At 49.9% G+C, this 24,655-nt stretch carries 20 protein-coding genes; 8 read left to right on the top strand and 12 right to left on the bottom strand.

What is annotated here, in order from left to right; genetic code table 11:
- Positions 1-56: 56 nt before the first annotated feature.
- Genes ACES2G_RS03235 through ACES2G_RS03225 form a run of 3 tightly spaced genes read right to left on the bottom strand, consistent with a single transcriptional unit; the run spans position 57 to position 2,492 of the window.
- Positions 57-554, bottom strand: coding sequence for a hypothetical protein (locus ACES2G_RS03235; RefSeq protein ID WP_374001330.1), 498 nt, complete (start codon positions 552-554; stop codon positions 57-59).
- The gene (locus ACES2G_RS03230; RefSeq protein ID WP_374001329.1) at positions 551-1,198 is read right to left on the bottom strand and encodes a hypothetical protein; all 648 of its coding nucleotides are present in this window, start codon (positions 1,196-1,198) and stop codon (positions 551-553) included. Before ACES2G_RS03230 ends, ACES2G_RS03235 begins: the two co-directional genes overlap by 4 nt.
- 1 nt (position 1,199) lies before the next feature.
- Positions 1,200-2,492, bottom strand: coding sequence for a hypothetical protein (locus ACES2G_RS03225; RefSeq protein WP_347359068.1), 1,293 nt, complete (start codon positions 2,490-2,492; stop codon positions 1,200-1,202).
- A 565-nt stretch (positions 2,493-3,057) separates the two neighbouring features.
- On the opposite strand from ACES2G_RS03225, the gene ACES2G_RS03220 reads away from it, so the two are divergent.
- Positions 3,058-4,857 (top strand): alpha/beta fold hydrolase, encoded by a 1,800-nt coding sequence (locus tag ACES2G_RS03220; RefSeq protein WP_374001328.1) that lies wholly within the window; start codon positions 3,058-3,060, stop codon positions 4,855-4,857.
- Positions 4,858-4,864: 7 nt separating this feature from the next.
- Positions 4,865-6,541: a GMC oxidoreductase gene (locus ACES2G_RS03215; RefSeq protein ID WP_374001327.1), complete on the top strand. Its 1,677-nt coding sequence runs from the start codon at positions 4,865-4,867 to the stop codon at positions 6,539-6,541.
- Between the two features lie 32 nt (positions 6,542-6,573).
- On the opposite strand, the gene ACES2G_RS03210 is transcribed toward ACES2G_RS03215, so the two are convergent.
- From ACES2G_RS03210 to rlmN, 3 genes are all read right to left on the bottom strand, one after another.
- The gene (locus ACES2G_RS03210) at positions 6,574-7,485 is read right to left on the bottom strand and encodes a hypothetical protein (RefSeq protein WP_374001326.1); all 912 of its coding nucleotides are present in this window, start codon (positions 7,483-7,485) and stop codon (positions 6,574-6,576) included.
- A 172-nt stretch (positions 7,486-7,657) separates the two neighbouring features.
- A complete protein-coding gene (locus tag ACES2G_RS03205) occupies positions 7,658-8,566 on the bottom strand; it encodes a PfkB family carbohydrate kinase (RefSeq protein ID WP_262553452.1) in 909 nt (302 codons plus the stop codon).
- Positions 8,567-8,576: 10 nt separating this feature from the next.
- Positions 8,577-9,776, bottom strand: coding sequence for a 23S rRNA (adenine(2503)-C(2))-methyltransferase RlmN (rlmN, locus tag ACES2G_RS03200; protein ID WP_374001325.1), 1,200 nt, complete (start codon positions 9,774-9,776; stop codon positions 8,577-8,579).
- A 282-nt stretch (positions 9,777-10,058) separates the two neighbouring features.
- Between rlmN and ACES2G_RS03195 the strand changes: the two genes are divergently transcribed.
- From ACES2G_RS03195 to ACES2G_RS03180, 4 genes are all read left to right on the top strand, one after another.
- On the top strand, positions 10,059-11,210 hold the full coding sequence (locus tag ACES2G_RS03195) for an MFS transporter (protein ID WP_347359063.1): 1,152 nt from the start codon (positions 10,059-10,061) through the stop codon (positions 11,208-11,210).
- Positions 11,201-12,001: a hypothetical protein gene (locus tag ACES2G_RS03190; protein WP_347359062.1), complete on the top strand. Its 801-nt coding sequence runs from the start codon at positions 11,201-11,203 to the stop codon at positions 11,999-12,001. The genes ACES2G_RS03195 and ACES2G_RS03190 overlap by 10 nt, the downstream gene beginning before the upstream one ends.
- A gap of 129 nt (positions 12,002-12,130) precedes the next feature.
- Positions 12,131-12,475: a KH domain-containing protein gene (locus ACES2G_RS03185; RefSeq protein WP_374001324.1), complete on the top strand. Its 345-nt coding sequence runs from the start codon at positions 12,131-12,133 to the stop codon at positions 12,473-12,475.
- 104 nt (positions 12,476-12,579) lie between these two features.
- Positions 12,580-13,215: a substrate-binding periplasmic protein gene (locus tag ACES2G_RS03180; RefSeq protein WP_374001323.1), complete on the top strand. Its 636-nt coding sequence runs from the start codon at positions 12,580-12,582 to the stop codon at positions 13,213-13,215.
- A 4-nt stretch (positions 13,216-13,219) separates the two neighbouring features.
- Here the strand turns inward: ACES2G_RS03180 and ACES2G_RS03175 are convergent, their stop codons facing one another.
- From ACES2G_RS03175 to ACES2G_RS03165, 3 genes are read right to left on the bottom strand one after another with little or no spacing between them, the layout of a single operon-like run.
- Positions 13,220-15,301, bottom strand: a complete 2,082-nt coding sequence (locus ACES2G_RS03175) for a hypothetical protein (protein WP_374001322.1) — start codon at positions 15,299-15,301, stop codon at positions 13,220-13,222.
- 21 nt (positions 15,302-15,322) lie between these two features.
- Positions 15,323-20,443, bottom strand: a complete 5,121-nt coding sequence (locus ACES2G_RS03170; RefSeq protein ID WP_374001321.1) for a beta strand repeat-containing protein — start codon at positions 20,441-20,443, stop codon at positions 15,323-15,325.
- The gene (locus tag ACES2G_RS03165; protein ID WP_374001320.1) at positions 20,436-20,681 is read right to left on the bottom strand and encodes a hypothetical protein; all 246 of its coding nucleotides are present in this window, start codon (positions 20,679-20,681) and stop codon (positions 20,436-20,438) included. The genes ACES2G_RS03170 and ACES2G_RS03165 overlap by 8 nt, the downstream gene beginning before the upstream one ends.
- A 263-nt stretch (positions 20,682-20,944) precedes the next feature.
- Between ACES2G_RS03165 and ACES2G_RS03160 the strand changes: the two genes are divergently transcribed.
- Positions 20,945-21,679 carry a TIGR02147 family protein gene (locus ACES2G_RS03160; protein ID WP_374001319.1) on the top strand — a complete coding sequence of 245 codons (735 nt, stop codon included), beginning with the start codon at positions 20,945-20,947 and terminating at the stop codon, positions 21,677-21,679.
- Positions 21,676-22,521, top strand: coding sequence for a hypothetical protein (locus tag ACES2G_RS03155; RefSeq protein ID WP_374001318.1), 846 nt, complete (start codon positions 21,676-21,678; stop codon positions 22,519-22,521). The genes ACES2G_RS03160 and ACES2G_RS03155 overlap by 4 nt, the downstream gene beginning before the upstream one ends.
- 27 nt (positions 22,522-22,548) lie before the next feature.
- On the opposite strand, the gene ACES2G_RS03150 is transcribed toward ACES2G_RS03155, so the two are convergent.
- The 3 genes from ACES2G_RS03150 to rfaE1 all read right to left on the bottom strand — a co-directional run bounded on the left by ACES2G_RS03150 (position 22,549) and on the right by rfaE1 (position 24,642).
- A complete protein-coding gene (locus tag ACES2G_RS03150; protein WP_374001317.1) occupies positions 22,549-23,031 on the bottom strand; it encodes a peptidylprolyl isomerase in 483 nt (160 codons plus the stop codon).
- Positions 23,032-23,222: 191 nt separating this feature from the next.
- A complete protein-coding gene (locus tag ACES2G_RS03145; protein ID WP_374001316.1) occupies positions 23,223-23,600 on the bottom strand; it encodes a DOPA 4,5-dioxygenase family protein in 378 nt (125 codons plus the stop codon).
- A 13-nt stretch (positions 23,601-23,613) separates the two neighbouring features.
- Positions 23,614-24,642, bottom strand: coding sequence for a D-glycero-beta-D-manno-heptose-7-phosphate kinase (gene rfaE1, locus ACES2G_RS03140; RefSeq protein WP_374001315.1), 1,029 nt, complete (start codon positions 24,640-24,642; stop codon positions 23,614-23,616).
- Positions 24,643-24,655 lie beyond the last annotated feature (13 nt).

Genomic DNA, 24,655 nt, shown 5'->3' with positions numbered 1-24,655 from the left:
TCGGAGCGAGAAGGTTTTCCGACAACGCAGTCGATCGGGCTGTTTTCATCGGCCGGTTAGGATATAGCTACGTCTTCTTCGATTTTGTGGTAACCCTTCCACTCCTTCAAACGCCCTCGCGGTCGTCCTCCGTCTTCCGGGTACTCGATAAGAACATAGGTCAGCTTCGTGATTTTTCCCAAAGACACGATATCCAAAGATGTGACTTCAGTCCATGTTCCTGTATTGAAATATTCTTTATTCTCTGACCACTGGCGATATTGGTAAACGTGGGTGTGGCCAAAAATAACCGTATGGACACGTTCATCGCTCAGAACTTTGCGCGCAGACTCACTAAGATCCGGAAAAATAGCGCTTTCTGCAATAACCTGAATAATACGCTTGAGAGGCCAATGACGGCGCGGGTCCTTCACGAAGGCACTTTTCACAAAATAGCCCATAGCCATAAAGAACGCCTTGATCATAGTTCCGGTTTCATTCAGGAAAGCCCACCGCAACATCTTGCCAAAAGGGCGAATCTTATCCACATGTGGGTAATGTTGCTTGATCTTCAACACCACTTCCAAAAAAGAAGTGGGACCCGAAGGGAAGATTCAGAATCGGTTCGACAAGATCTTTCTTCAGGAAGAACTTTTTTGGGGTCCATGCGGTTGGCGGCCTCGTGCATGTGACCATGTTCGATATGCACGCCATCGAAGAAATAAACGATGTTCTTAAAGCGGATGGGAGTCCCGATCACCTGATTCAGGTACGCGCGACATGCTGGCCACAACATCCCCTGATCGTGGTTGCCCACGATATAGGTGATTGTGTTCCCCGGTTTGGCGGCGAACTCTGCCAGAGCTGTAAAGACATTCTGGTGGCCTTTGACGCAATCTTTGAGAATCTCCAAAGTGACGGCTTCTGTGATCACAGACAGGAAATGCCCTTTGTAATCGCACTGCAGGAAGTTCAGGAAGTCGCCATTGATAATGAGCTCCACCTCGTAGTCCCGGAAAACACCAGTGGAGTAGTAGTGAATGAATTCCACCAGTTTTTCACCGTAGTAGAACTCTTCCAGGGAGTTGATCCCCCCTTGTTCCAATAGACGGCCCTTCCCCAAATGGAGATCACTGATAATGACCTTAACCTTTTTAATGGGAGCGGGTTTCGCGACGGCGGTGCCTTCGCTACTCTCGGCCTGGGAAGTGGCTTCCATACTACTCAGCTTTCTTCAACGGAACGAGATTCTCTTCTTTCGCCTCCAGGTTCGTCAAAGCCAAACGCAGTGCGCGTTCGGTGCGTTTGACCTGATCCTGATTGGCCTCGATAGTCTTGTTAAGCTCAAGACATTTCTTACGATAATTATCGAGTTCCTGAGAGAGCTGATCAATCTTTCTTTTCTGTTCTAAGATATACTCATCTTTGGACCGAACAAGAGCGGATTTTTCTGCACGGAGCAATTCCAGGCGGTTTTCCAGCTCTCTTTCGCGAACACGGATCTTCTTAAAGTCAGATTTAAGTCTAGCTTCAAGCTCTTCGACCTTGATGCGGGCCTTGGCCACTTCATTTTCTTTGTATTGAAGGTTGCCCTTAAGAATCAGAATCTCGCTGTGCGCGGATTCCTGCATCTCGGTTTTTTCTTTTTCAATTTCAGAAATACGGACCGTCAAATCATCCGTGCGGGAACGAATGATCTCACCAGCGGAAGCCAGCTCCTCATTTTCGCCACGCAGAAGCTCGACTTCTTTTTCCAACTCCAAGATGCGCTGCTGAGCCAGCTTCAGGTTCTCAGCCTGAGCCAAACTGGCATCAACGGATGTCATCACATTGGCAGAACCACGGCTGCCACGGAAATTGCCCACACTGACTTTGACATCCACGTCCGGAGCCTTACGGGCACCGACGCGGGCATTCGCAAAGCCTTCAACAGCCACGGTCTTGTCAGCGTCTGTCCCACCTACAGCGGAACTGGTCGCACCAAAATCCTGCTGAATAGAGACCGTCTTATCTTCACCTGCCGGAGCATGTGAACTAAAGACCGGGCGTGTGGAATCATCATCCATTTCCGGAGTCGGAGGAGACATCAACTCATCTGCAGACTGGTATCCCACATCCGCGGAAGGACCGTCATAGCGATCCTCTTCCCCTGCAGACGGGCCCGTCATGAAGCGTTCTGAAGGTGGCAGATCTCCAAAACCATCTGGCATTTCAAAGTCATTTGCATCGCCAGAATCTTCCGAGTTTTCAACAACGGCTTCTTTGTAAGATCCGTCATACGAACTGACTTCAGCATCAGAAGAATAGTCCACACCACCGATGAATTCAGAGGCATCTAGATCCTTACCTGGGTCTTTGCTGATATCTTTTTCCAGACTGTCCCAAAGATTCCCGGCAGAGGTTTTATCCAAGCGGTGTTCATCAGCATCAAGCCCCGGCAAGCCGGCAAAATCATCATCAGAGCCACCCGTACGATACGAGGACTCGGATTGAATATCCTTGAGGTCATCCATTAATGACTCAATGAGATTCTCAGCAGCTGAAGATTTCTTTTTCTTTTTGCTCATGTCTAAGGGAAATATCGGAATTTTCCGGTCCTCCCTTTAAGGATAAAACAAAGCCCTATCAATAACAGGATCTAGGTCGGGCCCGTCTCAATCCGAGACAAGAGCGCGACTATTCCGCATCCTTTTTCTTTCTTTTTTGCAGGTAATCCAGAATGAAAAATGCTGAAACCAGCACGACAAGAGGGATAAGTATAACCAAAAGGTTCAAGAACTTCTGAGGAAGATCCATGGGCACTCCTTATGACGGCGACCCTACCATCGATAAACTTCCAACCCGACGGGCTGGAACCCAAAGATTCCTATGAATGTAAAGACAGCTTAACAAAAGAAGCTGCTCTTGTCCGCCGCAATCGGTATTTTTTGACCCGCGTCTTTTTTGAAGATTACATCATTCCTCCCTCTACGCGTGCGTCCGTCAAATCTTTAGTGCGTCCATGAAACCTAGGCTTGCGACGTATTTACTGTTATTTGGAAAGTTCGTATTGTGAGTCAATAAACAAAGGATTGTTACATGTCAAAACAAGCCACATATCTAGAATTTCAAGAAAGAATGGCCGGTTTTTTTGTCGCAAAGAGATTCAACCTATCACCCTCTTCACCTCTTTCACAGAATGACTTTGAGCAGGAAGCCCAACGTTTTGACAAACTTCCCTTTGAGTTCAACCTAACCATTCAAGTTCCCGATCTGGAAAAATTCTTTGCTGACAACAGCACTCCCTCTTCCGTAAAGGGAGCCGTTACGGATATTCGCTTCGGAGATTCTTTATCTGTCGAGCACGGCTTCTTTCATCTCTTCACCCGCCCAGCCGCCAGCCCGGATCGTGATACCGCCAAAGAAATGCACTACACTCTTTTTCTGACAGATCGCGAAGAAAGAAAGTGGACATTATTTGGATATAAGAATCTTCTAAAAGAAGCTTCTTCTGACATCTGGTCGCAGACCACCACACTCTATTTCTATCTTTGGGAAGGGCATTCCTTTTATGAAAACTTTGGCGACAAAGAAGTCACAGGTGTGGGAGTTCTAAAAATCAGTCCGACTGATTTCCTTAAACAACTTTCAACTTTTAAAACCAACGCCCCCACCGCCCTTAAAGACAAACAGGCCATCCTAAAATACTTCAAAGCCTTTCTGGGCAATCTGTGGGAGGCCTATGCGCCATTCATTTTCAGTACGACAACTCATCGCTGGAATGAACACGCCTTCCCTCCTCAAACACTTCAGGGGGTTCATCAGGGGGAATCCACTCTGCACCCTCTGGATACCCGCGATGGACTCAGCATTTCCATCCAGCGTTTTAAATACCAAGCAACCAAGGATGTCATTCTTCTGGTTCATGGCCTGACTTCCTCTACGGATATGTTCATTATGCCAGAACATGAAAATCTGGTGAACCATCTGCACAAATCCGGCTTCGGTGACGTCTGGTCGCTGGACTGGCGTGGCAGTGGCCGCTTCGCATACAACCTGACCCCACATGGCTATACAATAGATGACATCGCTCAATATGATATCCCTCGTGGTGTGCAGTATATTCGCGAACATTGCGGCAAGGATGTGCGCATTCATGTGATCGCACATTGCGTGGGCTCACTGGCATTTATGGCCTCCTATGCAGCTGGCTATATTGACGATATTGCCAGTATCACTGCCAACAGTGTTTCCTTAACCCCTCAAGTTCACTGGCCTGCCCTGATGAAGATGATGGTTGGACCAGAGCTTCTCGAAAATGTTCTGGGCTACCCTTACATCAGTCCACGCATTCCCTATATGCCCGGAACCACTTTTGGGAAATGGATATCTGTGATGGAGCGCTCGCTGCGAAGCGAATGCAAAGAACCTGCCTGTCACATGATCAGCTTTATGTGGGGATGGGGTTTCCCGGCGGTGTTCAATCACCGCAATATACATCCGACCACTCACCGCAGACTGGCGGATCTGTTCGGAGGAACCAGCTTCCACTATCACAAACACATCCGAAAGATGCTGTTACAAAAAAAGTCCGTCTCATGGGATGGTAAGATCAACTATCTGGAAGAAATGAAGACACGGGCTTTGCCGCCGACTCTTCTGATTTCCGGAGAAGAAAATCACATCTTCCCACAATCTAATAAAGTGACCTACGAGGCCTTGCAAAAAACGCCGAACGGACCTCGCGTGCAATACCGGGAGTATCCCCACTACGGCCATCAGGATATTTTCATGGGACAATTCTGCGACAAAGAAGTCTTTCCGGAACTTGTTCAATTTCTGAAGCAGCACTCGTCTGTGCAACAACCTCAACAAAAGGCACGCTTGCGTATTGCCTAGGATGACTATGGACTATGACTATATTGTGATCGGCTCGGGTTTTGGTGGTTCTGTCATGTCCTGCCGATTGGTGGAAAAAGGATACAAAGTTTGCCTGTTGGAGCGAGGCCGACAGTGGAAAATGAATGAGTTTCCCCGTCGTCCCCACGACATTCAGCAAAGAATGTTCTGGGACCCGGAGGATCAAAAGTACGGCCTGATGGAAGTCCGCGACAATCCTGAGAGCGATGTTCTGACTTTGACCGCCAGTGGACTGGGTGGTGGCAGTCTCATTTATGCCAACGTCCTTTATCGCATGCCCGAACGTTTCTTCAAAGGATGGCCGAGCATTTACAACAGAAGCTCTCTGGACAAGTACTATGACCGGGTTCTGCAAATGATGGAGGCCAAACCTTATCCCTTCGAAAGTCAGAATTACTATCGCAACACTCCCAAGACAGCGTTGCTCAAGCGACTTTCGCAGGAAGTGCCACCTCCAAGTGGGACGACGGAAGCACCTCGCTTTGAACTGCCCGCTTTAGCAGTGCGTTTTGAAGGCAGCTTCCCGGGTCATCAAACTCACAACATGCATGGCGCTTTACAGAGCAAATGCAATAAATGCGGTGATTGCGACATCGGTTGCAACATCCAGGCAAAAAACACATTGGATCTGAATTACCTCTTCCGGGCCCGACACCTGCGGGACGCGAACATGGATATCCGCACTCATGCCCAAGTCATCCGCATTGAATCCATGGGCGATCACTACAAAGTCACCTATGTGATCCCAGAGTTTCCTCAGCAAGAAAACAGCTTCACGGCTAAAAAAGTTATTTTGTCGGCGGGTTCCATTGGTTCAGCATCCCTGCTTTTGAAGATGAAAAAGCAGGGACATCTGCCACATTTGAATTCCTGGTTGGGAAAAAAATGGAGTGGCAATGGAGATCTTCTGGGGTTGATATTCGGCTCAAAGGAAAACGTCGATGCCACCAACGGTCCTGTCATCACGAGTGCTATCGAGTATAATTTCAAGGATTATTCAGACGGATATCCTCATGGCATGTACCTTCAGGAAGCCGGGTTTCCTGTTGGTTTTGCGTGGTATTTGTCGGGCAAAATCCCGCAATTGCACGGCCTTGCCGGACTGACGAATCTGGTGACACAGAGTCTTAAAAAATACGTATTAAGAATCTTTGGCGCTAAAAATACCGCACCCGTCAATGTCGGCGAAGAGTTCGCGCGCGCCATCGATCGGGCTGAATTTACGAAACGATGCTTTGTCCTGCTGGGCATGGGACGCGACAAACCCGATGGCGAAGTTCACCTGCGCGAAGACAATCAGGCGGTTATCAAATGGAAAATGGAGTCCAGCCGGGAGCATTTTGACCGCCTGAGAACCCAGATGAAAAAAATTGCCGAAAGAATCGGTGGTATTTTCGTCGACAACCCATTGACCTATCTAAATAAAGTCGTCGCTGTCCATCCTTTAGGAGGCTGTCCGATGGGGGAAACTCCAGACACGGGCTTTGTCAGCCCTTTGGGTGAAGTCTATGGTCATCCCGGGTTGTATGTTGTGGATGGTAGTATTCTGCCCACTTCCACAGGACCAAACCCGTCTCTGACCATCGCCGCCATTGCGGAATATATCGCCGAACAAATCCCCGCAAAAGCCATCGCCAAAAACAAAGAGACCCTAGAAGCCTAGGGTCTCTTGAAGAATAAAATATTAAATGCCAACTAGTTGTTAACACCGGGCCAGTCTGGATATTGATCCAAACCACCATCCGGATCGACGTTCTCATCGGAAATCATAACCTTGATACTAAAAACAGGCTCGGCCCAGAAAGTCTCACACCAGATATAATAGTCATTAAAGGTATTTCCGACACGCTCTCTAGAAGCAGCAATATCAGCAGGTGCATTCGCATTCGCTGCACGATCTAAAGTCGGAAGATCATTGGTCACCAGATAGTTCACTCCAGCTCCATAGTAGGATCTCAATTTATTCTCTGAATTCAATGTATAGCTGGTCTCCGGTGTCACCTGCGGCAAGAAGTAGTGCCCTGTATTTTTCGGGAATCCTTCCACCATATGTGGCGCAGCACCTCCGTAACACAACGGCTCTTTGCCATCAGCACAAGATAGTTCGGCGTCACCACCAGCCGGATTATAGCCCGGAGCTGTTTCATCCGCCGGAGTGCCCGCATCATCCGTCACAGGGGAAGCCGCTGATTTTCGGTAGTAGTATGGGGAGAACTTCAAAATTGGGCAAGATGCTGCGGCTTTGCTGCCCATCCTAAATTGAAGGATACTGTGATAAAGCTGTCCCTCTGGAATCGCAAAGCTGCAAGTAATATCGGGAGTCACTGAAGTGACAATACAATCACCGCTTTCGGCTCTATTCAAATTCGTAAAAGCGGCCGTTTCTGCTGCGGACTCCCACTTCACTCCCAAGCGGAAGTACAAGGCCGAGCCAGCTGGAACTGTTGTGTCCGTCGTGTCTGTACCGGGATCAGTCCCTGGGTTGGTACCCGGATCGGTACTTGGGTTTTCAGTTACTGTTGGAAATGCAGGATCATTTCCAGAACAGGAAACTGTGCTGACTATTGCGAAACAGAGAATCCATGACAAGATGTACTTTGTTTTCATATCCACATCTATCGGCAAACTCTCGCATCTCATTGATACATCAGAGGATTTTTTGCTAAATTTTGTTTGGTTTGCCTGACGATAGCCAGACCTAGGATTGGGAATTAAGCGCAATTCTGCAAGGAACTAGACCAAGGGCCTTCTGACTGAAGGCCCCGTGGCACAAAGAATACTAAACTGTGATGACCTTCTTGTAGTCAGCCAAACGTTTTTCAAGATCACCTAGAGTAACCTTAGCCAACGCCTTCACAGAGAAATCCTGAATCGTGTGCGAAGCCATCATAGAGCCCATGATGCAAGCTTGCTTCAAATGAGCAATCGTTGGAACTTCCTTCTGAGCTGCCAGATAGCCGAAGAAACCGCCGGCAAAGGTGTCACCCGCCCCTGTTGGATCTACAACAGTTGGAATCGGCATTGCTGGAAGGATGAAGTAACCTTCGTCCTTGGTGTACATCGCAAAACCATACTCACCACGCTTAATCACAACAGCCTTAGGACCCAACGCCGTGATCAACGGAGCGGCAGAGATCGCATTCGCAGCACCCGTCAGCATTTTCGCTTCACCTTCGTTGATCAGAACCAGATCCACCTTTTTTAGAACATCAATCAGCTTGTCCTTTTTGATGGAGATCCAGAAGTTCATCGTGTCCATGCCGACAAATTTCGGGGACTTCACCTGCTCCAAAACCTGCAATTGCAGTTCCGGGGCAATGTTCGCCAAAAACACGAAAGAGGAGTCTTTGAAATGCTCTGGCAATTGCGGATTGAAGTCTGCAAAAACGTTCAGGTCCGTTTTCAAAGTTTTCGCTTCATTCAAGTCACCCTCATAGGACCCGGCCCAGTGGAATGTCTTCCCCGGAACTTTCGAAAGACCCGCCAGATCCACGCCACGGTTGTTCAGAAGATCATAGTCATTCTGATCGTAGTCTTCACCAACCACACCGACGACGCGGACTTTAGAGAACAAGGACGCTGCTAAAGAGAAGTAGTTCGCAGAACCACCCAAAGCACGGTCCACTTTACCGGAGGGAGTTTCGATGGAATCGTAAGCAAGACTGCCGACAACAAGAATTTCAGACATAATGTTACCTCTATTGTTGATTACTTTCTTGAGCCTGTTCAGCAGCCAAGAGTTCACGTTTGTATTTAGGAAGACCCGCCAGACGAGAGTTGGAAATATCCATCGTCTGAGGACGCTCTTTCACAGTCGTCAACTGACCACAAGCTGCGAAGATATCGCGACCCATGGATCGACGAAGAAGAACGTGCGCGCCCAAGTTCATCAATTCCGTATGGAACGCCTGGATCGTGTCGTCATCAGGACGCTCGTAACCAGAGCCTGGGTGTTCGTTGAACGGAATGATATTGATTTTGCATGGAACGTCTTTCACAAGTTTTACCAACTGACGGGCGTGTTCCAACTGATCCGTAATACCTTTTAGCAAAACGTACTCGAAAGTGATTTTGTCTTTGGAAACACGGTAGTGCTCTTTACAAGCTTCCAACAAGGTTTTGGTGTCCCAGCGTTTATTGATTGGCATTACCTGAGTACGGATTTCGTCATTGGGACCATTCAAGCTGACGGCCAAACGCACTTTTGCATCAGCCACACGCCACATCTCCGGCACGATGCCAGAAGTGGAGACAGTGATCTTTTTGCGGGACAGATTGATCCCCCATGGAGAATGGATCACGTCGATTGTTTTAAACACTGCTTCTGGATTATCCAAAGGCTCGCCCATACCCATGAACACGATATTGGTGATGCGCTGACCTTCACCCAAGCGGTCATGTACCTGCATGAACTGGCCCACGATGTCTTCGGTGCGCAAGCGGCGTTTTAGTTTTTGTTTGCCAGTGAAGCAGAATTTGCAGGCCATGTTACAGCCCACTTCAGAAGAAATACACAAAGTCAGACGGTCTTCAGAAGGGATCACGACCGCTTCCACAGACATGCCATCCTTCATATCGAAAAGGAATTTCTGAGTGCCATCCACAGACTTCAAATGCTGAAGCACCGGAGGAAGCTCAAAAGAAAGCATCGATGGAAGATCCTGACGGAACTCCTTGGACAGATTGGTCATCTGCTCTGGATCAGTCACGCGTTGCTCGTAAACCCATTTGAAGATCTGCTGAGCACGGAACTGCTCTTTACCTTTGCTTTTGATATAAGCTTTCAGATCTTCCAATGTCAGGGAGTAAAAATTGACAGGTTGATTTTCAAGGGGTTTGGCGACGTTGTCGTCAGAATAATTAACGGGCGCAAGAATGCTGCCGGCGTTTGCTTCCATCTTCGGGCTCCTTGGCTTGTTACAGCCGTGCTTGTTACAGCTGGGACCTTACCTTCACTAAGGCTGATCCCGTTGGTTAAAGGATTATGTGTGCGGCGTTTGTAGCACAAGCACCCCCCTTTTCCTAGGGATTTCATATAATTGGGGGCCCAATAGAGCGCCTTCAGAGTCTTTTTCAGGAATTCTTACACCATCTGCCTAAGCCCTGACCAATACTGCAAAGAATCCAGTGCCCCCCGGGGGCCCCTTGTTTTTCCCCGGCGCATCTCTATATTGGCGAACATGATTTGGCCCTTTATTTTCCTGTCCTATGCCAGCTTGTTTGTTTTCGGCCTTACCGACAACATCCGAGGCCCCCTTTTTCCAGAGATTCTGAAGCAATTCGGGGTCAGCGACGGCATGGGATCCCTGATGTTTGCCTTCTCAAACATTTCGGGTTTGATTTCCAGTTATGCCTGCCGCTATCTTCTGCGTCGCTATGACCGTTTGACCGTTTTGAAGGCCGGCACTCTGGGGTTGATCATTTCCCTGCTGGGGCTTGCGGCATCCCCGATCTTCCCGGTGTTTTTGATCTTCAGTTTCGGATTTGGCTTCAGCATGGGGATTTTAGGCCTTGTTCCCAACGTTCTGGTTCCGATGGGTTCCAGTCCGGAGCGCAAGCAGCAGATGCTGGCGGGCCTTCACACCATGTATGGCCTTGCCAGCTTGGTGGCTCCGTTAATGGCCGCCGCCATTGAGTACCTGACCGGAAGCTGGAGATGGACCTTTGCCGCCGCCACAGTGGGTCCGATAGCACTTTACCTTTACATGTTTCATTCAAGTCACAAGTCCCTGCACACACGCTCTTCAGTGACGGACGACCAGCACCGCGCGAACAAAAAGAAAAACCTGAAGCCCCAGTTGTTCCTGGCCATCATGCTAAGCTTCGCAGTTGCTGCGGAGATCATGGTGTCCTCGCGCCTGGCTCTGTATATGCAACGAACCTGGAACTATTCCATGGAGGCTTCCAGCATCTATGTGACTTACTTCTTTGTCTGCATGGTGCTGGGACGTTTTGCTTTTGCTGTGATTCGCTTCCGTCAAACGGCGCGTTTTCTGCTGTCGGCCTCTGCCGTGATCTGTTTGATGGTGCTGCTGGCAGGCATCTATATTCATCCTCTGTTCCTTGCGGGAACGGGCCTCGCCATCGCACCTTTTTACCCCTTGGCGATTTCGTGGATTTCATCCGAGTTTCCGGAAGATCTCGACACAGCTGTGACTTACATGATGACCACGGATTCTCTGATGCTGATCCTGATGCACGTCGGAATTGGCAAACTGACTGATTTCTTCGGCATTCAAAATGCGATCCTGGCTGGCTCTGTCTTTCTGGTGGGATCCTTCATAATGGTGAACAGCTATGCGTGGCTGTTTAAGAGGTCCAAATGCGCTTAACACTGTTGGCAATTTTCCTGTTTGGTTTCAATCTGGCCTTCGCCGCACTTGAACTTCCCCACGAAAGCCAGTTGTCTGCGCTGATGCTGAACCAGAATGATGATGAACTCTATCTGCGAGGAGTGATTCCTCATTCCCGCCCCAGTTCATTATGTGGTCCCGCAAGTGCGATCAACTGGTTGCAGCTTGAAAAAAAGTCACTTTCAAAGTCCCAGCAGATTGACCTTTTGGCCCAGGCCGCAAGTGTCAGTCTAACCCAGGGCACCGATGTGAATCAGGGGCTGATCGAACCGCAACTGGTGCAATACTTGAAGAATCTGGATCAACTGACGGGACGAAACAACCACTACGGTGGAAAAGGCCGTCACTTTGGTGGCACTGACCTGACGGTTTCTGATCTGCTGTCTTCCGAACCACAGATTCTGCTGCTGCGCTATGACTCCCGTCCTCGACCGGTGCAACCGCCGATGGGACGCGGCCGCAGCCCGCGCATTGGCGGTGATCGAGAGGGTGGTCGTGATATGGGAATTCCTATTCTGGATGAAAACGAGATCCGCGGTTTTCACTTCGTCCTGAAGGTCGCTGCAGACTCGGCAACTCAGGAAATATTATTTATCGATCCCGAAAATCCGGGCCATTATTCCCGCGCCCGTCTTGAAATTCGCACCAATCCCCGCAACCAAAAGCCGGAAGTGCGATTGCTGCCGCACTCAGCAAGGGACCTGGTCAGCTTCTCTGGAGGCGGACTGCTGATCTGGACGGCGCTTTCAGCAATCGAAAAGAATCCCTGAACGAACGTTCGGGGCTTAACCCAAAGCCTCAGTTTACCGTCGACAAGGTCTCGTTTTTGCTGCTTCAGTCATGATTGTTTCTGCAAACCCGCATACTCTTTAAAGAGCAACTGTTATTGCGGGAGTTCTATGAGTTTGCCGAAAATTATTACCAGATCCGCCTCTTCATCTTCTTCAGCACCCAAAGTGGATGTGTCCCCGTCTTCGACTGATCTTGCAGCAGAACGGGAAAACGGACGCAAACTGATTCTGGGGTTACTGACTGAACTGGTCACAGACAGTTCAAGCCTGTCCATTGATATCGAGGTTGGAGAAAGAACCACCGTATATCACGTCGGCTGCAAAAAAGAATGCATTGGACAAATACTGGGATCCAAAGGCAAAAACATCGGCGCGATTCGAACCCTTATCTCTTCCATTTCAGCTCGGAAAGGATTTCGCGGAATAGTTGAAGTTCCTTATTTTAGTGACTAAGATAGGGAGTGCCATTCCGAAAACTTTTCGCCTTTATTTTTGTTTCCGTTTTTCACCTGCAGACACAGGCCTCTTCACCGTTAAAAACCGTGATTGGGGAAAATATGTCGGCGCCATGGTATTTTGCAGATTCGGCGGCATCTCCAAAGGGAATTACCGCTGACTATATGCGCGCACTGGCTGCAGAGCTGGGACGGCAAATTGACATTCTTGTCCTGCCGAAATTCCGAATTCGCGAGTATTCCCAAAAAAACAGAATTGATCTGAATTGCTATACTTCCCGTGAATGGGCCCAGGTTAGCGAGGCCGACGTGTTTTGGTCGGAACCTCTTTTTATTTCAAAAAATCTGATTGTTTCAAATACCGCGGCGGTAAAGTCTTTGGATCAACTGAAAAAACAACGAGTCGGAACGGTGTTAAAGTATCGCTACCCGGCGCTTCAAGACAGCTTTAATGCAGGAACACTTATTCGGGACGACTCCCCGAACGAAGATGCCAACCTGCAAAAGCTGGATGCTTCACGCTTTAGCTATGCGGTGGTTGAAGAGATACATTTGGCTTATTATCTTAAGCGCCACAAAAGTTCAAAGATTCAAAGACGTGGACTTGTCACCGAGGAAATCCCGGTGCGCTGTTGGCTGCGCCGAGACTCACCACTGAAGATTTCTGAATTGAATCGTGCCATTGCTGAAGTAAAGTCGAATGGCACACTGGACAGAATTTTTGGAAAGTACAAATAAGCCCCTAGGGGCGTGGCACCCACTTGACAGTATTTTCGCCCACGAAAAAGATTTTTCGCCCTGACACAACAAGACCGAAAGCCGAGCCAACTTCTGAATCCTTGCTTCCATTTGACGGAGCTCCCGTATACCCAGGAGCTGTGCTTCGCAACCCAGCGATGGTAGTGACAACCGCACCTGGAGTGATCTTGCGAATTATCGGTTCACCCCATTCCGCAGTATAAATATTGCCTGCAGAGTCTGAAGCCAGGGAATGGGGTTGAGAAAAACGCGCACCACTGCCCGTTCCGTCAGTACTTGCACCCTGGCCGGCCGCACCGGCAAAAGTGGTCACGACCCCCGCCGAAGTGATCTTGCGAATGATGTGGTTGTCTGTATCGGCAACAAAAATATGTCCGGAAGAGGAAACTGTGATCCCCCTAACATTGGAAAAGGTTGCGCCGGTTCCTGTACCGTTCGTGCTCCCTTGAACTCCCACCTGTCCTGCAAATGTCGTTACAACCCCTGCAAGCGTGACCTTTCTAATGACGTAATTGCCCGAATCAGAGACAAAAAGATTGCCAGCCCCATCACTGGCGATTCCAGCCACTCCAGCAAAACGGGCCGCAGCCCCCGTCCCGTCAGCGAATCCGGAATTATTATAGCTTCCCGCCAACGTGGTCACCACACCCGCTGGAGTGACCTTTCTAATGCGATATTCGTCGGCAACGTAGATATTGCCGTCCTCTGCCATACTTAAGCTTGTGGGATAGCTGAAGCGGGCTGCCGAACCTGTTCCGTCGGCATCTCCAGCCAGCCCGGGACTTCCTGCAATGGTGGTTACCACTCCTGAGGGGGTGACCTTTCGGATAGTTCTGTTCGCCGTGTCTGCGACATAGATATTACCGGCAGAATCCGCCGTGATACCTTCCGGGGCAGAAAACAGCGCGGTGGTCCCTGTCCCATCCACTGAACCGTCTCCGCCCCAGCTGAAGCTCCCTGCCACCAAGGTCACAACACGTGCGGGCGTGATCTTACGAATTGTCGAATTGTCTGAATCAGTGACTATCAGGTTCCCGGCTCCATCCATGCCTATGCCCGTAGGACCGGAAAATTTCGCTGCGGTCCCTGTGCCATCTTCTGCACCATAATCACCGTAAGCCCCGGCAACATTGCTGACCACTGCCGAAGGTGTGATTTTGCGAATCGCAGAATTGCCATAGTCGGCCACATACAAGTTGTCAGAACTGTCGATGGTAAGCCCCACCGGCCAGTTAAATCGGGTCGCCGTACCAGTCCCATCAACCGCACCATTGGAATAAGCTTGTCCTGCAAAAGTTGTTACAACCCCGGCCGGGGTAATTTTACGAATAGTCGCACACGTCGAACAGGCTACGAAAATATTCCCCGCAGAGTCAGAAGCGATTCCTGTCGGATAACTGAACTGCGCTGCCACTCCGGTCCCATCAGCACAGCCAGCAGTTTCGCTTCCGGCGAAAGTCGTCACCACCCCCGCTGGAGTCATCTTACGAATCATACTGTTGTTTTTATCCGCGATATAAAAATTGCCGTCCGCCGCCAATACTATACCCTCCGGGTCGTTGAATCTTGCCGCAGATCCGGTCCCGTCTTCGCTTCCGGTATTTCCAGGCGATCCCGCCACCGTCGTCACGACACCCCCCGGGGTGATCTTGCGGATGGTGGATGTATTTCCTTCAGTTACAAATAGATTTCCAGCTCCATCGATGGCGATTGCCTTCGGATAGTCAAACCGGGCATTTTCACCCGTTCCATTCACATGTCCAAAAACACCAAGCTTCCCGGCAAAAGTCGTAACAAATCCATTAGAAATCTTACGAATGACAGAGGCACTGCTGTCTACGATAAAGATGTCGCCCGCCGCATTGACGGCGACCGCACGAGGGTCGCGAAACCTGGCTAAGCTCAAGGGCCCGTTTATCATGGCGGATGCTTGGAACTGACCTGCAAGAAGTTGCAGCCCGACATACTTTTTTTGCCAAAATGCGCCTCTACCAAATCCCAAAGAGCCCATTGGCGATACCAGCACCGAGATGAATGAAAGAAGCATCACAGCCTTTTTAAACATTTCTCCCCCGCTTTCAGACACTTAGTTGAATCCTTCGATCCACGAGACATAAACAACTGTGCCCACCTTCATAAAGGAATAAATCACATGCCCTGGGGCCGGAGTCGCATTGCTCGGCTGATAACGGAATGTCGAACCAGAATTAGTGAAGTTGCAAGCCCCCGTGTGCGTGTTGTTCTGGACAGCAATGGTGTACGTCGCACCTTCCACCATGTTTTGCAGGTCCCATGAAGCCCCGGAACATCCTGTCGAAGTGTGCTGGGAGTTTCCAAGTGAAAGATCAAAACTAGTCGGACTGGCATCACTTACCTGATTCGAAGCGATGGTTCCGTTGACCTTCAGCTTCACCCCTGGATCGCCAGAAACACCAATACCGACATTACCTGCCGGAAACGCAGTTAAAACCTTTGTGTTATTGGTAAACAGTGCGATCTGGCGAACTCCGTTAGAACCAAGAACAACCGTATTGGAGACGCCACTGGCACTGCTGTTCCCCCAACCCACAAATCCTTCTGAGCCGCCCCCTGTATTAAAGAACTCAACCGAGCTCACACCACTGCCGTGATTGTTCTGAACGCTGATCGTCCCTTGCCCCGAGGAATTGTTTACCACCGAAAGATTGCGGTCCGCACCCGCAGCCCCGATGGCCACCTTGCCGGTGTTGAAGTAAATATCAGAAGCCGAACTGATCCACTGACTGGAAGGGATGTCGGTATTACAAATAATTGAGCTGGTCCCATCGGCAGTACACATCTTGTTCGCCGTGATCCCCGAGACCCCCACCAAAGGCACATTTCCAGAAACTGCCCCTGTGTCTTTTGTACCGGCAGATCCGATGCCCAAACTTGTCCGGGCCGATCCCGCGCTGGTGGCGCCGGTACCGCCGTTGGCAATGGACAAAGTCCCTGTTACATCTGACGACAATGCCACCAAAGAATTCACCCACGCAGATCCATTATATCGAATATGTTGTCCCGCCAAAGGAGATGTAATCGAAGCCGACAGCTTGCCGTTGAAGGTGTCATAGTCTGACTTGCTGATCAGACCGGCGGTCACTGAGGCTGCCGACGCCATCGGAATATTCAAAGTATGCGTGCTGGTCGCTGAGCTGAAGGCTGGCGCTGTCCCCGCTGTACCAACAGCAAACGTTTGCGTTGCCGCGGTCAAACCACCCAGTGACGTGATGCCTCCTGCCGCCGGCGTCGTCCACGAAAGTGTGCCTGATCCATTCGTCGTCAGAACCTGGTTGGCGCTGCCGTCTGCTCCTGGCAAAGTGTAAGTGATATTATTACCGGAAGCTGGAGCTCTGAATCCTGAATAGCCAGAAGTCGTTCCGGATGTTCTGATTTCACCTTTTACATCCAAAGCCGAACCTGGCACCCCTGTACCGACACCAACGTTACCGTTCGCGGCAATACGAACACGCTCCGAACCATTTGTTCCAAACACAATGGGCGCGGCGGAACTGGAGATTGCAAACGCTTGCAAACCTGAATAGGCCAAAACCCCCATCCCAGCTTGCGGAACACCGAGATAGTTGCCTGTCACTGCTGTCCCTTGAAGCCGGAACGAAAGCATATCCGCACCATCGTTTGATAAATCAAAACTTCCCATCAGCGATGAGTTTGTTGATTCAACTCTGAGTTCGGGCATCGGTGCACTTAAGTTTAGCAGGTGACCAGGTGTACTTGTTCCAATTCCCACATTTCCATTCGCTAGAACTGTCAGCCCACTACCAGCCGTTGAATTAGACTGAATTCTGGCAATTTTCCCATTGGTCGATGCTCCTGTATTGGCCACATACAAAAGACCATTTGTTGAATTGACTGAACCATTGGACGTCGTAAGTCTTAAAATCGAGCCCGTCGACAAAGCATTAGCACTTATTGTCATCGGATTTTGCGTTGTCGCAGTTGACCAGTTCCAGGTTTGGGCGAAGTTCAAGTTGTCTATGGTATTGGTTGCGGTCGCTGCAGTCAGTGCCGACAACGCCGCACCACTAGCGGGCGTAGACCACGCCAAGCCCCCCGTTCCATCTGTTGAAAGCACCTGCCCCGACGAACCGGCCGTTTGCGGCAAAGTCAAAATCACATTAGACGACACTGTCGACGGCGCACGAACGGCGATATAGTGCGATGAATCTGAATCGGCGAAACGCATCTGATTTTGCGCGGCCATTTGCACAGAGTTCGTAAAGGTCTTTGCTCCGGCAATAGTTTGAGTTGATGATTTATCGACAAGGCCCGCCGCATCGGGTGATCCACTTGCCCAGGCCGCCGGACCTGATGCATAGACCACATTTCCAGCCGTCCCGCCGACCAGAGACGTCACAGCGCCCGTGCCATTACCTACAATCAGACCTCCAGCAGTCAAAGACGTAGACCCCGTACCACCCTTGGAGACCGCAACAGTTGCCAAGGTCAAAGCGCCAGAATTTGAAAGAGTCGCATCTCCAGACATGGCTACGGATGTGGCCACGTTCGAACCATTCCCAACCCAGATGTTTCCAGAATTCAAAGTCGGCAACAGAGGCGTCGGCGCCTGACAGGCAAAACCAGCGACAGTCCACGTCGGTACATGGCCCGTGGTCGCGCAAGCAAAGCTATAAAACTTGCCCGTACTGTCTTTCATCGCGAACGACGTCGTAGCGCCGTTCACACCGGTGAAATCCATATCTGCACTGACAATCGTACCATTGGCGATCTTCGCAGAAGTCACCGCGTCTGCGGCTATCGTTGCCGCGACGGAGCCGGGTCCTGTTGCCGTTACATCTCCCGTCAATGCCGTTACATAGTTACCTGCGGGTTGTTTCGCTGCGAAAGCATCATAGTCAGTTTTATTCAGCAAACCGGCAGTGACTCCCGCAGCCGATGCCATGGGAATATTCAAAGTGTGTGTGTCGGCAGCAGAACTCCACGCTGGTGAATTTCCAGCCGTCCCAATCGCCAAGGACTGTGAGTTTCCGGACTGTCCTCCGAAAGAAGTGATCCCGGAACCAGCAATACCCAAAGCTTGCGCCGCAGTTCCGTTCCAAATTTTTACTTGATTGGCGTCACTGTTAAACCAAGCATAGCCCTTGTGAGCCCCATTCAACGAACCCACCAAAGTTGTTTCCTGCGCATTGGTGTAAGTTCCCAACCCCAGCGCCCGTTGCGGGCTGATCAATACATAACCTGCGGCAGTCAGATCCTGGCCGCCCATGTTGATCGCACCTGCCATCGTGCCACCACTGCGCTGTAAAGCCCCAGTGATGCGGGAATCATCCCCGGCTGCAACACTGCCAGCAACTGTGCCGACATTCAGTCCCAAAGCTCCGGATGAATAAGTCACAGGCCCGTTCACCGTCACTGCAGAATAGGAACCAGCACTGTTACGCTGAACAATCCCCGTGGTGACCATGGAAAGCAAGTCCGTGGCGAAGATATCGCCCCACTTCACTCCGGATGTTTCGTTGCTGTCGGCAATCAGGGCTTTGCCATTCGCACCCACCGCCATGCGCTGGTTTGTCGTTCCATTATGAACAAGCACATCCCCTTTACTGGCCAGCGGAGACAAGGCATCAAAGGCCGCCGCAGCCGTGGTCTGCCCGGTTCCGCCTTTCCCAATAGGAACCGTATTTAAAGTGATGGCATTGTAAGTACCGGTCACATCGCCACCAAAAGTGGTCGCGGTCCCAAGTTTTGCGGTAAAGGCGGCATAGTCGGTATTGCTCAATAGCCCCGCTGTCACTGTTGCCGTCGCCGCCATTGGAATATTCAATGTGTGAGTATCAGATCCAGAGGACCACACCGGAGCCGTCCCCGCGATGCCTGTTGCAAATCCTTGTACTCCTCCGGTCTGCCCACCAATGCTGGTTATTCCGGAACCCGCAACCCCCAAGGTCTGAACAGCAGCTCCGTTCCAGAACTTCACCTGGTTGGAATCACTGTTGTACCAAGTATAACCCTTGTGAGTCGCATCTAACGAACCCACCAAAGTGGTTTCGTGAGCATTGGTGTAAGTCCCCAACCCCAGAGCGCGTTGCGGGCTCATCAAAATATATCCGCTTGAAGATATATTATTACCCGCCATATTCAGAGGCCCGGCCATCGTGTCGCCGTTTTTATTCACGGCATCTGAAATTCCATAACCCGCCAACGTCGTCGGCTTTCCTGTTGTGATCTTATTCCAATCCAAGGTGGGAATATCTGCAGCTACCAAAGCTCCGTTGATCCAGGCGCCCCCGGAAAAGCGGAAGAATTCTCCAGCCGCTGGTGCTGTTACATTTACGGCAACACCTTTGATTTTATCAACGGTGTTTGCTCCGGAAGCCCCACTCACATCACCCGCCAAATTCGGTGCGGAAGGCAATGATGCCCAAGTCCCGTCGCCTCGTAAGAAAGAGCTGCCGTTGGCAGTCCCCGTCGGAGAAAGAGTCGCCAAAGTTCCCAGCTCCAGATTGCTACGCGCACCTGCGGCTGTGGTTGCTCCCGTTCCCCCGTTAGCCAAGGCCACCACTCCCGAAATCGAAGTGGCAGTCGCCGCATTGTAGGTTCCATTAATCAGACTATTCATTAACACAGTCTGCGAAAACCACGCTTCCGCTGAAGCTTGCGTTAGTCCCGCTCCGGCATTGACTGTCAGAAATTCGGCGGCCGATTTCCCTGCCAATTTTTCAGAATTATTTGCGTTTTCGGCCTGCACCGCAAACGGCGCTGAACGGAAATTAAAGTCGGCCGTAATACTAAGACTGCTCACCACAACACGAAGTTTGCGGGCATCTGTCGCCAAAGGCGTGTAAGTCGTACCACTGGAGCAGGAAAGCCCGGTCTTGGGTTTGTCACTGAAGACATCCTGAAAGCTCAAGGAGGACGTCGCTGTTTTATTGCCCCGTCCAACTATCAAATACAGATAACCTTTTTCGATTGAAACCGCCGAGTGCAGTTCTTCCCACAAAATACAGGAATGTCCGTCGCTGCGAATTCCTAAAATTTGCACCGCCACATTGGAGGTGACTGTAGGAAAAGTTGGATTCGCGGGGTTTGAGATGTCTTTGATAACACCCTGAAAAGTGATTCCTTTGTTTGCATTCAAAACCTGTGCATGCGCGAAAGAAGACAGCAACATCAACAGCTTCAGCACAAAAAGTTTGGACCTATTCATAAGAGATCACCCCTTCCATTGTATACTGCCCACTGCTTCGCTTTTCTGCAGTCTCAGCGATCTGCCCTTGAACTTGATAAGAGCCGGAAACAGCCACTTCTGTATTCTGATAATCCCTGTCGTGCCGAACCTCTGGGACCGCCAAGGACTTGTGCATGTCAATAAGCCGGGCCTCAATGGTGCATCCCACGCCTATCGCCGGAATAAATAAAGCTGCTAAAATCTTGACCCAACTCATTCAGGGCTCCGCTGTTAAAATACGTACTGCTTTTAAATAATCTAAAGAAAGGTTCGGATTAATCGCAGTGTTGCTCGATTTCGTCGCCACGTTATGTTGTCGTAATGCATTTAAAAGCGCCCGTGGCTCACTTCAAAAGGCCTTCGTCTAGCTCTCAGATGCACATTGCGGCGCAATATGTGGCTTCGTTTAAAGCCACATTTCCAGCGCCTATTGCACTTTTTTGTTTAAAAGCAAGGAAGAGTCATGAATTAATGTGTTCCATGACTGTACAGAAATTCATGCAATCTCAGCTTAAAAAGCGCCAAGAGAAAAACCCGAAGTTCTCCTTAAGATCCTTTGCCCGCTTACTTAAGACAGATCCGAGTTCTCTTTCTAAAATTCTCAATGGTCTGCGCATTCCTTCAGATGAGACGGTGGAAAAGTGGGTGGATTGCCTGAAACTGTCATCAGAAGAAACCGCCGAGTTGAAAAATGCTATCACCGAAACTCACTCGTTCAATCCATTAAATGCGGATTTTTTTGAATCCACTTACAGTTGGGTCCATCCGATTCTGCTGGAGACCCTGAAGCTTCCGAACGCACCCCGCAATCTTCCGTTGCTTGCAGAGCTTTTTGGAATGTCCGTTGAAAAAATCGAGCAGACGATTTCATTCCTGGAAAACCATCAAATTCTTCACAAGAACCCTCATGGGCCGGGATATACAACTTCGAATCTAACCACCGTCCAAATCCCCTACACCAGTGACCTGCGCCGCAATCTGCAAAAAAAATATTTGGAAATGGCTCAGAAGGCCTTGGAAGAGGTTCCTTTGGAAAAACGCGACAACAGCACGCTGACCGTCGCCATTCACACCGACGATATTCCTGCCATGAAAGACATCATTCGCGAAGCGCGCCTGAAAATTCATCGCCTGGCGGAAAAAAGAAAGCACCAGCTGAATGCCGTCTATAACTTCAGCAGCGCATTCTATCCCGTCAACCAGGAGACTCTATGAAGTTCACCCTTTCATTTCTATTGATCTGGAGTTTGAGTTTTTCAGCCGCGGCTTCACCATTGGACGGACAGGAAACCAACGGCGGCGATCCTTTTGTTGCTGAATTCTTGGTCGTACTGGATTCTGTCTTGGCCCGACTGCCTCTGACCCTGCCTCTGGAAAACGGTGCTGCGATCAAACGCGAAGTCTTAGAAGAGGCCAAAGCAACCGTAGTGCTTTCTTCTGTCGACACCCTTATTCTTGATGGACGCGAGGTGGCCGCCATCAATCAGCCCTTGGCGACTCCACCCAAAATTGTGATATCCCGCACCGCTTGGAAGTTCCTCAGCGAAAAACAAAAGAACCTCCTTGCCCTTCATGAGCTTTTGCCAATCGTCGGTATCTTTGACGAAGACTACAAGAACTCCACTGCACTTTGGCAATTGATTCAACCAGACAACCCGATTTCTTTTTCCACAATGGAAACCGCCGTCGTCCAGTGCAATCGCGAGATGTTTGAGTCTGTTTCTGAATCCCGTTTTAAAAGAATGCTCACCCAGCCGCAGATTGAATCCTTGATTTTCCAAGCCCTGGAATATGAATGCCCAGCCTTTATCGAAAAAATGACGACTTGGAATATCAATATGGATCTTTGCCTGGGCTCCATCAGTCTGACCAACTGGTTCTTAAGAAGCCATATCCAAAGTGGCCCAGCAGCTGTTGAAATCCTGCAAACGCTACAAGTTCAAGGTGTTCCCACCTACAAAGTCTGCGCGCACAAGATCAACGACAGTTGTGAACTGGTTAAAAAGCTGGGTAGTCCCTATCAGACACAGCTAAGTTCAGCCATGGGATGTAAATAAAGAACGGCCGCAGTCAGCGCCCGTTTGTCAGTGAAGAATGACTCCGTCATCTTCTTCAGGAAGTGACTCGCGAATTTCTTCCGGCGTGGCTTCCCGAACATCCAAAGCCTCGATTTCAAAGATCAGGTCCTGCCCTGCCAAAGGATGATTTCCATCCAAAGTAATCCGGTCTTGGGATAGGTCGGTCACCCGAAACTTTTCAGCCTTCTTGCCTTCACGGGCAAACAGAACACTTTCCCCTACTTTCAGTTTTGAACTGCCCGACAAAGATTCCCGCGCCAGTTCCAGCACCTTGGTGGTGTCATAGAAACCATAGGCCTCACCGGCACTCAGCTCAATCTGACGTTTTTCACCCTTGCGGAGATTTTTAAGACCAACGGATAGCCCCGGCAAAGAATGATCTGTACCTTCCGGCAACGACGTCAGAACATCACGGTTGTACGTGGAGCTGATGACCTGACCCAGCTTGTTTTTAAGAACACAGTGAAACGATACAATCTGAACGTTCATAGCATGTCCTTTGTTGGCGAAACATTGTTGGGACAAAAAACACTTGTGGTTCAGTATCTATGAAAACAGCTAACGAGTATCAATTTGAGTCACGAGGATCTTGGGCGACCCGACAAGAACTGCGGTCGTTACAACTAGTATAGCATTCCAAAGGCATCCCGCCAGTCCAAATACTAAAAAAATCCCGAAGATTACTTAAATCTATCGTATTTGAGCTCAACCGCAGGCCCCAGCCACAAGGCCGCCTGGGTATGGTCATAAAGGTCATCCCCGGTCAGCTCATGCACCAGGACCGACAGGTCGCCTCGTTCATGCATAAGCCACAAGACCACTTCAGCAAAATGTTCTTTGGGGAAATTGATTTCAAACATAGGAACAGGATGAGGACCAATCGCCTCAGGAATCATCTCACCCACGAAAACTTTTTTACCTTCAAACATGCGAATGGCTTCGTCACGGAAGTGCTCCGCCTTTTCGCGATGAGCTTTATCAAAGTAGATGTGTGCATCAAACTCACGGGGAAAACCAGATGGCAAAAGCTTGCTATTCACAGTGTAGGTCTTTTGCATCTGCCCTCCCATCCTAGTGCGCTGTCTGAATATATTCTTTCAATTCAGGAATTTCACAAGGCACACAGCCTACTTTGCCAACAACCACACCCGCCGCATAGTTTGCCAACATGCAAGAATGAACCAAGGATAGACCCGACATCAAACCCAACGCTAATGTGGCAATAACGGTGTCACCGGCTCCGGTCACATCGAACACCTTGCGGGCATAGGTCGGAACCTCTGTGATCTCATCGCCGGAAACGATGGTCATGCCATCTTTTCCACGAGTCAGAACAACATCCTTCGCTCCTGTGATCTTTTGCAGCTCTCGCGCCACTTCGATCACTTTATTTGGGTTGTCGCGAAGATCATTGAAGTCCTTGCCCGTCAACACAACCGCTTCATCATAATTGGGTTTAATTAAATCCACACCCTGATAGAACGAGCCATGGTTATTGCGATGTGGATCGACCATCAGCTTTTTACCGTGCTTTTTGCAGATCGCGGCCACTTTTTCCACCACGTTACGAGAGATCACGCCTTTGGCATAATCTTCAATCACCACACAGTCAGCTTTTGCCACATTCTTTTCCACGGCCTCAATCAAACGGGCCTCGGCTTCCGCCGAAAGATATTTTTTAAGCTCATAATCCACACGCACCAAATGATGGTGCTTTGCCATCACACGGGTTTTACGCGTGGTCGGGCGAGCCTTATCCACAATCATGTAGTCCCAGCTAACGCCGTTCTTTTCAAACAACTCGCGCAGAAGATTCGCCCCGGTGTCATCCCCAACAACCGAAATCAACATTGCTTCCCCACCCAGACTGGCAACGTTCTGAGCGACGTTGGCAGCCAAACCCAAGCGCATATCTTCTTCTTCCACTTCCAGAACCGGAACGGGAGCTTCAGGGCTAATACGGCGCACTTGGCCCATGACGTACTCGTCCAAACCGACGTCGCCGAGAATAAGGATCTTCTTACCCTTCAAAAAAGGGATCTGATTTAAGAGAAGTTCTTTTTCCTGAGGGCCTACGGTGGCCTTTACGGGTGTTGTCATTTTTTCATTCTCC

Origin of the sequence: Bdellovibrio bacteriovorus (assembly GCF_041888015.1) — a bacterium.
In the GTDB taxonomy this organism is placed as follows: domain Bacteria; phylum Bdellovibrionota; class Bdellovibrionia; order Bdellovibrionales; family Bdellovibrionaceae; genus Bdellovibrio.
Note: the sequence above shows the minus strand (reverse complement) of the source record. Positions and strands in the feature narration are given on the sequence as shown.

Bases quoted from the DNA above. Each gene is read 5' to 3' on its own strand.
- ACES2G_RS03230 (WP_374001329.1), bottom strand. From the start codon at position 1,198: ATGGAAGCCACTTCCCAGGCCGAGAGTAGCGAAGGCACCGCCGTCGCG.
- ACES2G_RS03225 (WP_347359068.1), bottom strand. From the start codon at position 2,492: ATGGATGACCTCAAGGATATTCAATCCGAGTCCTCGTATCGTACGGGT.
- ACES2G_RS03220 (WP_374001328.1), top strand. From the start codon at position 3,058: ATGTCAAAACAAGCCACATATCTAGAATTTCAAGAAAGAATGGCCGGT.
- ACES2G_RS03215 (WP_374001327.1), top strand. From the start codon at position 4,865: ATGGACTATGACTATATTGTGATCGGCTCGGGTTTTGGTGGTTCTGTC.
- ACES2G_RS03210 (WP_374001326.1), bottom strand. From the start codon at position 7,485: ATGAAAACAAAGTACATCTTGTCATGGATTCTCTGTTTCGCAATAGTC.
- ACES2G_RS03205 (WP_262553452.1), bottom strand. From the start codon at position 8,566: ATGTCTGAAATTCTTGTTGTCGGCAGTCTTGCTTACGATTCCATCGAA.
- rlmN (WP_374001325.1), bottom strand. From the start codon at position 9,776: ATGGAAGCAAACGCCGGCAGCATTCTTGCGCCCGTTAATTATTCTGAC.
- ACES2G_RS03195 (WP_347359063.1), top strand. From the start codon at position 10,059: ATGATTTGGCCCTTTATTTTCCTGTCCTATGCCAGCTTGTTTGTTTTC.
- ACES2G_RS03190 (WP_347359062.1), top strand. From the start codon at position 11,201: ATGCGCTTAACACTGTTGGCAATTTTCCTGTTTGGTTTCAATCTGGCC.
- ACES2G_RS03185 (WP_374001324.1), top strand. From the start codon at position 12,131: ATGAGTTTGCCGAAAATTATTACCAGATCCGCCTCTTCATCTTCTTCA.
- ACES2G_RS03180 (WP_374001323.1), top strand. From the start codon at position 12,580: ATGTCGGCGCCATGGTATTTTGCAGATTCGGCGGCATCTCCAAAGGGA.
- ACES2G_RS03175 (WP_374001322.1), bottom strand. From the start codon at position 15,301: ATGTTTAAAAAGGCTGTGATGCTTCTTTCATTCATCTCGGTGCTGGTA.
- ACES2G_RS03170 (WP_374001321.1), bottom strand. From the start codon at position 20,443: ATGAATAGGTCCAAACTTTTTGTGCTGAAGCTGTTGATGTTGCTGTCT.
- ACES2G_RS03165 (WP_374001320.1), bottom strand. From the start codon at position 20,681: ATGAGTTGGGTCAAGATTTTAGCAGCTTTATTTATTCCGGCGATAGGC.
- ACES2G_RS03160 (WP_374001319.1), top strand. From the start codon at position 20,945: ATGACTGTACAGAAATTCATGCAATCTCAGCTTAAAAAGCGCCAAGAG.
- ACES2G_RS03155 (WP_374001318.1), top strand. From the start codon at position 21,676: ATGAAGTTCACCCTTTCATTTCTATTGATCTGGAGTTTGAGTTTTTCA.
- ACES2G_RS03150 (WP_374001317.1), bottom strand. From the start codon at position 23,031: ATGAACGTTCAGATTGTATCGTTTCACTGTGTTCTTAAAAACAAGCTG.
- ACES2G_RS03145 (WP_374001316.1), bottom strand. From the start codon at position 23,600: ATGCAAAAGACCTACACTGTGAATAGCAAGCTTTTGCCATCTGGTTTT.
- rfaE1 (WP_374001315.1), bottom strand. From the start codon at position 24,642: ATGACAACACCCGTAAAGGCCACCGTAGGCCCTCAGGAAAAAGAACTT.